This window comes from Candidatus Thiodictyon syntrophicum, from assembly GCF_002813775.1.
GTDB classification, from domain to species: Bacteria; Pseudomonadota; Gammaproteobacteria; order Chromatiales; family Chromatiaceae; genus Thiodictyon; species Thiodictyon syntrophicum.
The window spans coordinates 6,228,757-6,241,916 of sequence record NZ_CP020370.1; the positions used below are offsets into that span (position 1 = coordinate 6,228,757).

Below are 13,160 nucleotides of genomic sequence, written 5' to 3' on the forward strand. Positions count from 1 at the left end.
AGAGTATCCGGCGCCAAGCGGAAGTCAAGCAGTCGCCCCCGGGTCCACAGCGGCCGGGATCGCCGCTGCAGCGGGGGCCTGGCGCGCGTCCATCACCCGATGGACGGTCTCCAGCATCTCCTCGCGCTTGAAGGGCTTGGTGATGTAGTCGTCCATGCCGGCGGCGAGGCACAGTTCCCGGTCGCCGGCCATGGCGTTGGCGGTCATGGCAATCACCGGGGTGTGGCGTCCGGCCAATCGCCCGGCGAGGTCGGCGGGCACCACCTCCGGGCGCTCCGAGACCGCGCCGTGCTCCAGGGCGCGGATGATGCGGGTGGCCTCCAGTCCGTCCATCGTCGGCATCTGCACGTCCATCAACACCAGGTCGTAGTCCGCGGCTGCCAGGGCGTTCAGGGCCACGACACCGTCCAAGGCCTCGGTGACCTGGTGGTCGTCCTTCTCCAGTACCCGCCGGGCGATGACGCTGTTGACGTGATTGTCCTCCACCAGGAGGATGCAGTAGGTCCCGCGGGGGTGCGCCCGGGCCGGGGCCTCGGTGCGCGCGGCCGCCCGGCGCTGCGCCTCGGCGAAGTCCTGCATGTGGGTGAGCAACTCGCCGACGATCAGGGGCTCGGTCACACACAGGACATGGCTGCCGTCGGCCAGCCGCTCGCTCTCGTCCTTGTCGGGCTCGGACAGCGCAATCAAGGCCAGGTCCGGCGCCACCGGGATCTCGCGCAGGAAGGTGAGGATGTCGGTGGTGGTGGCATCGCAGAGTGATTTTTCCAGCACCACGATACGGAAGGGGTCGCGGGCCGCCGCCGCGGCCTTGAGGCGGGCATCGGCGGCGGCGGCCTCAAAGACGCACTCGGCGCGGCAGCCCAGTTGAATCATGCGTTCACACACCAGCCCCATGGCGATGGCGTCGGTGCCGGCGACCAGGAGCCGCGGGGTACCCAGGTCCGGCAGCGGACGGCCCTGCGCCCGCGGCAGCCGCACGGTGAACACGAACCGGCTACCGGCGCCCGGCTCACTCTCTACCCACATGCGCCCGTCCATCAGTTCGGTGAGCTTCTGGGAGATGGAGAGCCCGAGTCCGGAGCCGCCGTGCTTGCGGTAGATGGTCTCGTCCGCCTGGGCGAAGCGGGAGAAGATGCCGGCCTGGCGGTTCCTGGGGATACCCACACCGGTGTCGGCAACCTGAAAGCGCAGGGTGACCAGTCCCGAGCGCTCCAGCTCGAGCCCGGCGTCGATGCGCACATAGCCCCGGGTGGTGAACTTGAAGGCGTTGCCGACCAGGTTGACCAGGATCTGGCGCAGGCGCAGGGCATCACCGACGGCAGCGCGGGGGAAGTTCGGGTCGATGCGGTAATAGAGGGCAACACCGGTGCGCCGACTCGTGTCGGAGAAGGTCCGCACGACCTCCTCGACCACCTCGACCAGGTCGAACGAGCGCCGTTCCAACTGGACCTGCTGGGCCTCGATCCGGGAGAAGTCGAGGATGTCGTTCAAGAGCCCGAGCAGCGCATTGGCCGAGTTGAGGATAGTCTTCACGTCGTGGCGCTGCTTGGGCGCCAGCTCACTGTCCAGCACCAGCGAGGTCATGCCGATGACGGCGTTCATCGGGGTGCGGATCTCGTGGCTCATGTTGGCCAGGAAGACGGACTTGCTGCGGTTGGCGGCGTCCGCAGCGTCGCGGCAGCGCGCCATCTCGTCGCGCGCCAGGCGCAATTGCCGCTTGTCGCGTTCGAGCCGCAGGGCATAGGCGTAGATCAGGACCAGTACCGCCAGGATGACCAGGACCACCAGCACCCCCTCGATCCCGCGCAGATGGCGGCGCTGGGCATCGACCTGTCCTTGGAGGTCCGCCAGTCGCTGCCGGGCGTCATCGAGCAGGCGGTTGACCTGCTCGTTCAGGCGAAAGAAGACGGGCGGCAGGGTACCCAGAAAGTCCTGCACCGCGGCGACGGATTGGGCTTGCGCCGCGGTATCGCGCAGCTCCCAGGCGGCGTCGCGCTCGCTCAAGAGTTGGGCCAGGACGGTGACCTTCTCGTTCACCGCGGCGAGTTTGGGCACCAGATCGCCAACCTCCAACGGATAATGACCAAGGGCCCCGTGCGGGGTCTCGTCAGGCGGGGTCGGCGACGCGTAGGGGCCATCCAGGTCAGCGGCATTGCGCGGGTCGATCTCCCCCCCCTGCGCCAGTACCGTGAGCCGCGCCCCGGTGCCGTCGATCAGGTTGCGCAGGTTGCGGCTGATCCGGGCCTGGGCCGGCCCCCCGCGGGTCCCGGCCATCTGGTAGACGGCCGCCTCGATCCGGCTCAGATCCGCGCCGACCTGCTCCGCGTCGCGCAGCCGCGCCCAGCCCTCATCGTTCGACACCGTGAGTTGCCTGATCGAATGATCGGTATAGACATCGATCCCGATCAGGGCAAGGAAGCCGGCAAGCAGCAGGGCCAGGGGAACGATGGCGCGCACGAAGGGGTAGCTGGTGGCTGCGGCTTGCTCCGGTACCGGGGTCGGCAAGCCGCCGCCATCGGGTCTGGGTGCGGGCGCGCGGCTCATGACCGGCCCCGCGGGGTGCGCCCGGCCAGGGCCGGCGCCGGCCTCCCGATGACTGCGGCCGGCGCCCGGCCGACGGTGCTTAGCTTAGCGTTCATTAGATGACTGATCCTGATGGTTCACGCTCAAGTGGTATCGGGAATTCCGCTTCACGGTACCTTTAGGGTGCCGACGCCAGGCGCCGCGCCCCGCCGAAGTCGGTCTTGCCGCTGCCGAGCTTGGGGATAGCGTCCACGCGGCGCACCTGCGACGGGATACTCAAGGGGTTCACCCCGGCCGCGAGCAGGGCGCGGCGCAACGCGTCCAGGTCCAGATCCGCCGCCGCCAGGAGCAGGATGCGCTCGCCCTTCTTCTCGTCGGGCAGGTTGACGGCCGCCAGTTCCAAGTCGGGCTGCCCCAGGACGCGGCGCACCTGCTCCTCCACCGCGCCCAGGCTGATCATCTCACCGCCGACCTTGGCGAAGCGCGAGTAGCGGTCGACGATGGTCAGGAAGCCGTCCTCATCCAGATGCCCCTTGTCGCCGGTCTTGTACCAACGCCTGCCGTCCAGTTCAGTGACCGCGGCGGCGGTCTTGTCCGGGGCCTTGAGGTACCCCTTCATGACCTGCACGCCGCCGATCAGGATCAGCCCGTCGGTCCCGGGGGCCAGGGTCGCGAGCGTCAGCGGGTCCACCACCCGGAAGCTGGTGCCCGGCAGCGGCATACCGACGGTGCCGGGGCGCGAGCCGAGCTGGACCTTCCAGTTGTCGAGATCCAGGGTGTCCGGCACATTCACACTCGCCACCGGAGTGGTCTCGGTCGCCCCGTAGCCCTCGAAGATGGGTCGCTGGAACTTGAGCACGAAGGCCTCGCGCACGTCCTGCGCCAGCCGCTCGGCCCCGGCCACCACCACCCGCAGCGACTCGAGCATCAGCGGATGGACCTTGCGGTTCCTGGTATAGAGTCCCAGGAAGGTCGAGGTGCTGCACAGCACCGTGGCGCGGTAGCGGGCGATGGCCTTGGCCGTGCCGAAAGCGTCCGTGGGGTCCGGGTGACACACGATCGGGATGCCCTCGACCAGCGGCAGGAAGGTGGTCACGGTGAGTCCGAAGGCGTGGAAGGGCGGCAGGTTGGCCATCATCACGTCGGCGGCCTCGGTGTTGAGCATGTCCGAGATCTGCCGCAGGTTGGCCATGATGTTGCGATGGGTCAGTTCCACGCCCTTGGGCGCCCCCTCGCTGCCGCTGGAAAAGAGGATGGCGGCGGTGTCCTGCGGACGGCTGCGGCTCGCAAACAGCGTGAGCAGGGCCCGCGCCGGGAGCGCCGCGGCCAGGAGCAGCGCCCACAGCCCCGCGAGCCTGCCGATGCCGGCACGCAGGTCCTCCATGGGGTGCAGGGTGACCTCCCCGAAGGCCGCACCGAGATCGATACCGCGCGCCGCGAGCCGTTTCAGGAACAGGTCCGCGGTGAGCACATGGCGGATGCCGGCGGCGGCGATGGCGGCGCGCAGCGCCTCGGGGCTGGCGGTGTAGTTGAGGTTCACCACTTGCTTGCCGGCCATGAGCCCGGCCAGGTTGGCGATGGCGCAGGCACCACTGGCCGGCAGCAGGATGCCGAGCGCCGGTTCCGGGGCCAGCCGCCGGACCCGCCCGGTGAAGAGCAGGACGGCGGCGATGAGCCGCCGGTTGGTGAGTGTGGTCCCGCTCGACTCGATCACCGACACCCGGCCGGGCGCGCGTTTGGCGTTGTGCAGCCAGGCCACCGGCAGGGTCGGCAGGCGCAGCACATAGTCCTCCCAGGACACCACCGACAGTTCGAAGACGGACTGTTTGACCTGTTCCGCACCCGCCGCCAGCGGCAGGGGGGCACCGAAGGCGACCACCACGTCCCGTACCTGCCCCTCCCCGCGATTCTCCCGCAGCTTGGCGCTGGCATAGGAGAAACGGCTGCCCCAGAGGCCGCGCAGGTAAAAGGGCACGATGACGGCCGCGGTCCCCGCCGCGACCTGACGGGCCGACAGCTCGTAGCCGCGCTTGAACTCGGAGAGTTGCCCGTTCTTGCTGATGGTCCCCTCCGGGAAGATGCACACCAGTTCCCCCTGTTCGATCAGTTCGGCGACGCTGGCGATGGCGTGGCGGCTGCTGCCGCGCGAGATCGGCACCACCCCGAAGAAGTCCAGGAACCACTTCAGGTACCAACGCTCATAGATCTCGCGCTCCATGACGAAGCGCACCGGTCGCGGGCAGGCCATCTGCACCATGGCCCAGTCCACCCAACTGATGTGATTGCCGAGCAACAGCACCCCACCCTGGGCCGGCAGCCGGTCGAGCCCGATGACCCGCAGCCGGAAGCGGGTGGCCACGATACGCAGGATGACGAAGCGCACCAGCGACTGCGGGAGCTGATAGACCGTGTAGAGCGCCCCCGCCAGGGCCACCAGCGCGAGCGCGATCATCAGGGCAAACCCGCTCACCTGGGCGTAGGCGGCGCCCACGACCAACCCCAGGAAGGCCAGCATCCAGAGGTTCTGGACGAAATTGCTGGCGGCCAGCACCCGGCCCAGGCCCTGCTCCCCGGCGTTGAACTGGATCAGGGCATTGAGCGGCACCAGGAAGAGACCGCCCAGGAAACCGATCAAGAGAAAATTGATCCCGTGGGCCAGGGTCGAGTGCAACTCCGGGAGCAGGAACAGGGCCACGCTGATCCCGATCGCCCCCACCGGGATCAGGGCGGTCTCGATGTGGTCGCGCGAGACCCGCCCGGCGACGATGGAGCCGATGATGATGCCGAGCCCGGAGCAGGCCAGCAGGCCCTGGACCACCACCACGTTGGTCTCCCCCAGCGTCTCCTTGGCGAAGGCCGGGAAGACCGCCAGGATGACCTGCGAGATGGACCAGAAGACCCCGAGTCCGATGATCGAGAGCCAGATGACCCGATTGTCCCAGGCGGCCTTGAGATTGTCATGCAGATAGCGCCCGCGGGCGTACTGGGCCCAGTCGAAGGGCATCTGTCCCGCGGGCTCGGTCTGGGGCAGGCGATAGGACAGTCCCGCCTCGATCAGGGAGCCCAGCACCAGCAGCCAGCCGAGCGGGGCGACCAGGTGCATGACCTCGCCAGGGGTGCTGTAGGCCAGCCCTGCCAGGTGGCCCTCGAACAGCACCGAAAACACGAAGATCCCGCCCAGGATCGCGGTCGTGGTGGTCGCCTGGACCCAGCCGTTGGCCGCCGCCAGAGACTCCTTGCCGACCAACTCCTTGATGTAGCCGTACTTGGCCGGCGAGTAGATGGCGGATTGGAGCGCCAACACGAAGGTCAGCCAAAAGGCCAGCCAGAACAGCCCCAGGTAGTAGCAGGCGGTGATCCCGAGCGTGATCGCTACCGCCGCCCAGGCGGAAACCCGCATCACCCGCGGCTTGGGGAAGCGGTCCGCCAGATAGCCCGCGGGCGAGAAGAGCAGGACGAAGGGCAGCAGGATCAGGGCATTGACGATGGCGGTGAAGAGGATCTGCGCCTCACCGTCGAAGGTCTTGAAGAGCGTGTTCTGGATGACGATCTTGTGGCCCAAGTCCACGAATGCATTGAGGAACATCATCCCGATAAAGGACAGGAAACCGCTGATGCGAAACAGACGCGCCATGGACTTTGCCGCTCCTCTCGTGCGCGGTGCCCCCGGGCCGGGCCGGCGGGACCGCAGATGACTGTTTGATCGTCACCCCGACGGGTGATCGGCCGCGTCCCCCGACCGCAGATCCGGCAGGTGACGGAAGGTCCCGACGTGGCGTCCGCCAAGCCGCCTGAGGGCGCGGGCGTCCCCCGGAACGCTGTCCCGGGTCGACGGCGTCCGTCCATCCCGAAACCCTGCCCATGCTAACGCGAATTGGCCCCGCTCAGGCACCCCGGACGCGACTGTTTGCAGCGCCCGGTCGCGAGCGGTCTGCGGCCGCGCTGCTCTCGATCGGCGTTGCGGCTGGAGAGGCCGGAGGGTGCGCAGCGCGCAACCGTGCGATCGCGATGCCGTTGCGTCCCTGCGCAAGGTGCGCGCGGCGCACCCTACGGCGATTACCGGTCGCGGCCGGAACCTGATCCAGGCCGCCGCGCTGGGGTCTCGCAGCACCGTAGGGTGGACAAGCGCAGTCCACCAACAGCAGCGCGGGCTGCGGTTCGGCACCAACTGAGGGGCATTCCGGTCGAAAAGGGAACGAATGCAAGCCAATCGGGTGGTCAGGCCTCTGGTCGGCTAAGCTATACCAGCCGGGCGGCCCCTGGGACCACCCGCCGGAGCGCGCAGCCCTTCCCCCTACACCCTCAGGTACACCCGATGGCCGCTTTCCTCACCTGGCTCACCAAGTGGCAGACCGGCGTCACCTGGGTCGACGCGGACCACCGGGAGATCACGGCGATGCTCAACCGGATCGTGGACGTGAACCGGCGCGCGCCCACCCAGGACCCGGCCACCGCCGGGCGCGAGGTGCTCGTGGTCCTGGATGCCCTGATCGAACGCACCCGCCGACATATCCACGCCGAGGAGGCCTTTCTGCGCGAGGTCCGCCCGCCCGGCTACGACGCGCACCGCTGCGAGCACGCGCTGCAACTCGCCGAGTTCACGGACCTGCGCCGCGCCTTGGAGGAGGACGGCGCCCCCGACCTGAATCCGGAGACCCTGCAGGCGTTCAAACGCTGGTTCTTCAACCATGTGATCGTCGAGGACCGGGACTACGCGGAGTACCGCGACGATGAGCCGGAAGCCGCACCGACAGCCCCGTCACCCGACTGGGCAGACTAACGGCCATGACGGTTCGTCCGCTACCCCGGAACATGAAAGTTCCTTGTGGAAGCGGCCTGCGGCCGCGATGCGGCGAACTCCCATGCCGCGTTCCCGGCACGGCCTCGTCTAAGTCTTCTCGACGAACCCTTCAACCCGGGCAACGAGCGCCCCGACGTCCGCTTCAATGGATGACCGATCCAGTGGCGGGCAGTTCTCGAACTCGTCGTAGCGCAACTGTACGGCGAACGGCGTGAGATCGGTCAGCGGCCACAGTGTCGCGATGTCCTGGCCAGCCGCCGCAAGGGCTGCCAACAGTTCTCCCAGATCATGGCGCAGTGGATAGTCATAGCCCAGGCAGGCGAGCCATGCCTTGAGGGACTTCTCGACTGCTTGCTGTGCATGGAAGCCATAGATGTTGTCGTCGAAGCTATCCGGGTCCCCCATGTGGCGTAACGCCTTGAGGTCCGCACAGGCGCGCCGCAATAGTCGCTCGGCATCGTCAAGCGCCGCGTTCATAGAGCCATCTCCCTTCCCTCAAGGCGCGGGCCACCAAGTGATTCGGGCTACCCGCGAAGCGGCTAACCTCGTCTTTGCTGTAGAGCACCAGGTCCTTTGCAACCCCGAAGCCCGCCAGCTTACGATACAGCCAGCCGGCTACCAAACGGCGGCTGCGCTGCATAGAAAAATCCCCCTTATCGATGACCAAAAGATCCACGTCCGAGTCGGGCCCGGCCTCACCCCGCGCGCGGGAGCCGAACAGGATGACGGCATCCGGGTCGACTTCCCGGACGATCACCTCGACCATGCGCCCCAGCAGGTTATCCTCATCGACATTCATCTATCAATCCTCATCGTTTCCTAGTCCGCGCGCGTCGATCAAGCACTGACGGCGGCCGGCACCGTGCGATTGCGGCCCTGTGCCTTGGCGCGGTACAGGGCCTCATCGGCCAGTCGCAGCAAGCGCTGCGGCGACGACTCATCCTGGGGAATCACCACGGCGACACCGGCACTCACCGTGACATGCCCGATCACCGATTCGGCATGGGGTATCGCGCAAGCTTCCAACCCGGTGCGGACGCCCTCGGCCAGGTGCAACATGCCCGTGAGGTCAATGCCCGCGGCAATGAAGGCGAACTCCTCCCCCCCATAGCGGGCCGCCAGATCGCCAGCCCTGCGGGCCTGGCTGCCGAGCACCCCGGCGAGCGTGCGCAGACACTCGTCGCCGGCCTGATGGCCATAGCAATCATTATAATTCTTGAACCAATCCACGTCGAACATCGCCAGGGCGAGCGGCGCGCCGGAGCGGGCGGCGCGCCGCCATTCAGCCAGCAGGGTCTCATCGAAGCAGCGGCGATTGGCAATTCCCGTCAGGCCGTCACGGACGCTCAACGTCTCCAACAGGCAATTGGCCGCTTCCAATTCGCGGGTGCGGTCGGCGACCTTCTGTTCCAGGGACTCGTAGAGCCTCACATTCTCGATTGAAATGGCCAACTGATCGCAGAGCACGGACACCGTCTCGATCCCCTGGGCCGTGAATGCCGCGCGAAACAACCGATTTTCCAGGACCAGACAGGCCCTGATCCGTCCTTGCACGAAGATCGGCAGGGCCAGCAGTGAACACAGCGGCAGGCCGGCGAAGTGGGGGTCGCCGGCGAAACGGCTGTCGATTACCGCGTCCTCGGACACCACTGGCTGCAAGGTCGTCAGGACCAGTCGCCGCCCGGCGGATGAGACCAGCCCACGTTCTTCCGCCTCCGACACCGGCATCCGCTCCAGCCGCTCCACCCCCCGCAACCCGCCTTCCAGGTACCAGCGCCCAGCCTCATCCAGCATGAAGAAGCGCACGTCGGTGGCGCCGGTCAGTTGGCCCACCAATTCAGTCACCCGCGCCACCAATTGAGCGAGCCTGGTTTCCGACGCCAGGGCCTGCATGCCGCGCAGCAGGGCCTGGTGGTTCAATGCCTCACCCTGGATGTCAGTGGTATCGACCTGATCGCGGGCGTCCAGAAAGGGCAGGCGCGCGCACATCGCCCGCACCTTGCCGTGAGCGCCCCACTGCCGATAGAGCGCCTGCGCCCGCCTCAGGAGCGGACGGCCGGCCTGTTCCAACCCGCGCCGCAGATAGAACTGTCCGGCCCGCTCGGTGGCCAAGCCATGATGCCAGGGGCGCTGGTGGGCCTGCGCCTGACACATGGCCCGTTCAAATGCCGACTGGGCCTCCCAGGGCCGCTCCAGGGCGTCCAGCCGCTGCGCCTCCACCAGTTCCCAGAGGTGGCTGAAGTTCATCGGGGCATCGGCCGCGCGGGCCGCGAGCCAGGCCTGGTTGGCGGCCACCTTCTCCAGCAATGGCGGGTGCTCGGTCGCGGGCGTCGCATGGATCCTCTCAATCAGCACCAATGAGTGCAGCAGATTGCCCAAGGCGATCAGGTAATAACCGGGAATACCCGACAGGAGGCCCTGGGCCGCCTCCGCATGGCATGCCAGTGCCTCCCGATCGTCAAACAGGCAGGCCGCCAGGCCCCGGTAAATGTGAAAAGTAACCAGCGCGGCGGAGTTGCCCTGGATCGCCGCCTGATGCGTCTGCTCATTGAAGTCGGCATCGTCGAAGCTTCCCGGTCGCTGCGTCTTGCCTTCCAGTGCGCGCACCAGTTGTCTGAACGGAAGACTCGTCTCTTCCCCGAGGCGGTGCGCGTGCTTGCGGCAGAAACCGAGCGCGGCCGTGCACGCCGCGCCCATTTGCGCGAGATCGCCGCAGACCTCGATGGTGGCCCGCAGCGTCGTGCAGAATGAGTAACCAACCAGTTCCAGGTCGCCCGCCCGCAGGGCCGCGTCGATCGTAGCGCGGGAGTGGCGGAGGTCCTCCTCTACCGGCCGAAACCAGTGGCTGGAAAAGAGGGCAAGCACATGCCGGACGCGGGCGGTTTCAGCACCCCCTTCACGGGCCATTCCGGTCGCCAATGCCATGCAGGCCAGGTGGTAACCGGTGGCGTAGTCACCGCGAAACACGATGGCCGGCAAGCAGGTCATCGCCAATGCCACAAGAAATAGATCGCTGTAACCGTGCTCGAGCCACCAACGGCTAAGCCGCAGCAGGATCCAGATGGCCGGCAGCGGTTGCTTGAAAAAAGCCGTGAACAGCATGCGGTTCATGATCCTGGCGGCACCAAGAAGCACCTCGTCGGCCAGCGCGGGACTCGTTGGCAGTCGCTCCAACGCGCCCTGGTCGATATGCCGATACAACAGGTCGAGTTCCTCTTCCAGGAGGTGCGGCAGGTCATCCGTCGGCACCGTCACGCCGAGTGAATCCAATCGCCTGCAGCCGAGCGCGAAGGCATCCAGATAGCGCACGCGAGCGGTCAAACTCATGATCTGTATGCACGTCGGCCCCACCAGTTGCAGGGGCACCGCAGCCCGGAGCCCGAGTAACTCAAAGACCTCGTCCGCCTCACAATGATGTGATTGGCTGTAGAGCACCAAGTGCAACTCGGCATAGAGTGCAAAGGTGTCCTCCTGTTCGTTCTGCCAGGCGTCCGCCGGCAACAGGTCGGCGGCTATCCGCAGGAAGCGCTCCGCGGTCGCGAAGGAACCGGCCTGGCGCGCCCGCAAGGCCGCACCGATGAACAAAGGACGTGCGGTGGCCCGCTCGGCACGGTCGCGGATCAGCGGGGCGGCGGCGGCATAGTGCTCCGCGGCGGCGAATTGATGCACCGATGCGGCCCCCGCCTGGACGAAACGCCGGGCCATGGCCAAGTGCAACCGGCCCCGTGAGGCGTCGTCCCGGAGCTGGTAGACCGCCTGCGCCATCCGGTCGTGACAGAACCGCAGCCGGGCAGTCGGATCAGCCCGGCCGAACGCAACCGCGCTCGGCGTGACGAGGATCCCCAGTTCCAAGGCCGGCGCGAGCCGCTCGACGAGGGTCGCCGGGGTGTCGCCCGTGGCCAGTGTCAGGGTGCCCAAGTCACAGGCGGTGCCCACGCAGGCGACGGCGACCAGGAGGTCGGCGGTCGCCGTCGGCAGGCGGGCCAGCCGCCCGGCGAGAAAGTCCACCACATTGGCGCTGGCCGGGTGTAGTGCGATGGCAGCGGCGTCCCACCGCCACTGCCCGCATTCCGGGTCGGGCAACAACTGGCCTTCCCGGTGCAGGGTGTTGACGAACTCGACCGCAAAAAAGGGGTTACCGCCGGTCTTGTCGTTCACGAGCGCAGCCAATGGCGACAGGGTGGCGGCAGGCTGGTGCAGCATGTCCCCCAGCAGCCCGACCAGGTCTTCACACATCAGATTCGACAAGGTAATGACCAATGCCGGCGGCCCGGTGGCGGACCGCTGGCACAGCAACCGCGCCACCGGATGGGCATTATCGACCTCGTTATCGCGCCAGGCACCGACCAGCAGGAGGCCCGCCAGGTCGGTCTCATCCAGCAGGGCACGAATGAAGTCCAGCGATGGCTGGTCGGCCCATTGCAGGTCGTCGAGAAAGAGCACCAGAGAGCGCGCGGGCGCTGCCACCTGGCGCAGCAGCGCGACAAGCAGGGTGCGCAGGCGCACCTGTGACTCGAGCGGTCCGAGCACCGGCGCGGGGGCCCGCGGGCCCAGCACGGCCTCCAGTTCGGGCAGGACCTCGAACAATGCACCGGCATCCGGACCAAGCCCCGCCAGCAACCGCTCGCGCCACTGGGCGAGCGCCGCCGCGGGTTCGGCCAGCAGCCAGTGGCACAATTGGCGCAGACATTGCGTCGGCGCCAGGAACGGCCGGTCGCGCCGGTACTGGTCGCACTTGCCCGTGATGAACAGCCCCCCCGCGAGGGTCACGGGCCGGTGGAGTTCATTGATCAGCGCCGTCTTGCCGACCCCCGCATATCCGGCTACGAACAGCCCCCGGGGACCGTCTCCCGGCCGGTCCCGGGTCAGGTTCCTAAAGGCCGCCAGCAGCGTCTGCAACTCCTGCTCGCGACCATACAGACGGCGCGGCGGGCGCGGCGACAGGGGCAGGTCGTGTTCTCTGAGTTGCCATTGCCCGGCCGGCTCGGTGACGGCCAGGGCCCGGCGCAGGCGCCGCAGGTCGTGGGCCAGGCCCGCGGCGCTTTGATAGCGGTCGTCCGGTTCCTTGGCCAGCAGGGTCAGGATCAGGTCGGACAGGCGCGGCGGCAACCAGGGCGCCCGGGTCACGGGCGGGACCGGCACCGCGGCGAGGTGGGCATGGACCAGCGCCAGGGTGTCGGTCCCCTCAAACGGTGGGGCGCCCGTCGCCAGGGCATAGAGGGTGGCCCCCAAGGAGTAGAGGTCGGCGCGGTAATCGACCGGTCGATTCATCCGTCCAGTCTGTTCGGGGGAGCTATAGGCCAGGGTACCGAGGATGCGACTCGGGTGCTCGAATGGCGGATTTTCCTCGGTACAGACCGTGGCGAGATCAAAGTCGGTGAGTTGCACCTGCAACTCGTCCGGTCCGCCATGATCCGACCCGCGGGGCCGGATCAGTATCCCCCCGGGATGGATGTTCCGGTGAATGACCCCGCGCGCATGAATGGCGGCCAGGAGGTGCGCCAATGCTTCGGACAGGGCGAGCAACGGCGCAAGTTCCCCCTGGCACCCCGCCGGGCTGAGCCTGATGCCGCCAAAGTCCTCGATGGTCAGTTCCCGGGCGGCCGGGTCGAACCGCACCAGACGCGGACAACCCGCCACCCCCTGCAGGCGTTCAAGGATACGTTGCTCGTTACGCAGGGCGGCCAGGGAAGCGCCATCATCGAGCGCCTGTTTGACCAGTAGTGCAGACCCATCGACCGGGTCGGTGGTGCGATACTCGCGAAACGCCTGGCCGACGCGCAATACGGTCATCATCGGGTCTCCTTTCGATCTGCATGGGTCAGGCGCCGCGGCT

The 13,160-nt window shown here is 67.6% G+C and carries 6 protein-coding genes; 1 reads left to right on the forward strand and 5 read right to left on the reverse strand.

Going from position 1 to position 13,160, the window contains the following annotated elements:
- Window positions 1–24: 24 nt before the first annotated feature.
- Window positions 25–2,544, reverse strand: a complete 2,520-nt coding sequence (locus THSYN_RS26730) for an ATP-binding protein (RefSeq protein ID WP_100921810.1) — start codon at window positions 2,542–2,544, stop codon at window positions 25–27.
- A 157-nt stretch (window positions 2,545–2,701) separates the two neighbouring features.
- Window positions 2,702–6,157, reverse strand: coding sequence for an acyl-[ACP]--phospholipid O-acyltransferase (locus tag THSYN_RS26735; protein WP_100921811.1), 3,456 nt, complete (start codon window positions 6,155–6,157; stop codon window positions 2,702–2,704).
- Between the two features lie 681 nt (window positions 6,158–6,838).
- Between THSYN_RS26735 and THSYN_RS26740 the strand changes: the two genes are divergently transcribed.
- Window positions 6,839–7,303 carry a bacteriohemerythrin gene (locus THSYN_RS26740; RefSeq protein ID WP_100921812.1) on the forward strand — a complete coding sequence of 155 codons (465 nt, stop codon included), beginning with the start codon at window positions 6,839–6,841 and terminating at the stop codon, window positions 7,301–7,303.
- A gap of 108 nt (window positions 7,304–7,411) precedes the next feature.
- Here the strand turns inward: THSYN_RS26740 and THSYN_RS26745 are convergent, their stop codons facing one another.
- From THSYN_RS26745 to THSYN_RS26755, 3 genes are read right to left on the reverse strand one after another with little or no spacing between them, the layout of a single operon-like run.
- Window positions 7,412–7,801 carry a HEPN domain-containing protein gene (locus tag THSYN_RS26745; RefSeq protein ID WP_100921813.1) on the reverse strand — a complete coding sequence of 130 codons (390 nt, stop codon included), beginning with the start codon at window positions 7,799–7,801 and terminating at the stop codon, window positions 7,412–7,414.
- Window positions 7,785–8,123, reverse strand: a complete 339-nt coding sequence (locus THSYN_RS26750) for a nucleotidyltransferase domain-containing protein (protein WP_100921814.1) — start codon at window positions 8,121–8,123, stop codon at window positions 7,785–7,787. Before THSYN_RS26750 ends, THSYN_RS26745 begins: the two co-directional genes overlap by 17 nt.
- Before the next feature lie 38 nt (window positions 8,124–8,161).
- A complete protein-coding gene (locus THSYN_RS26755) occupies window positions 8,162–13,120 on the reverse strand; it encodes a diguanylate cyclase (protein ID WP_100921815.1) in 4,959 nt (1,652 codons plus the stop codon).
- Window positions 13,121–13,160 lie beyond the last annotated feature (40 nt).

Coding starts and splice junctions, on each gene's coding strand:
- THSYN_RS26730 (WP_100921810.1), bottom strand. CDS start 2,544: ATGAGCCGCGCGCCCGCACCCAGACCCGATGGCGGCGGCTTGCCGACC.
- THSYN_RS26735 (WP_100921811.1), bottom strand. CDS start 6,157: ATGGCGCGTCTGTTTCGCATCAGCGGTTTCCTGTCCTTTATCGGGATG.
- THSYN_RS26755 (WP_100921815.1), bottom strand. CDS start 13,120: ATGATGACCGTATTGCGCGTCGGCCAGGCGTTTCGCGAGTATCGCACC.
- THSYN_RS26745 (WP_100921813.1), bottom strand. CDS start 7,801: ATGAACGCGGCGCTTGACGATGCCGAGCGACTATTGCGGCGCGCCTGT.
- THSYN_RS26740 (WP_100921812.1), top strand. CDS start 6,839: ATGGCCGCTTTCCTCACCTGGCTCACCAAGTGGCAGACCGGCGTCACC.
- THSYN_RS26750 (WP_100921814.1), bottom strand. CDS start 8,123: ATGAATGTCGATGAGGATAACCTGCTGGGGCGCATGGTCGAGGTGATC.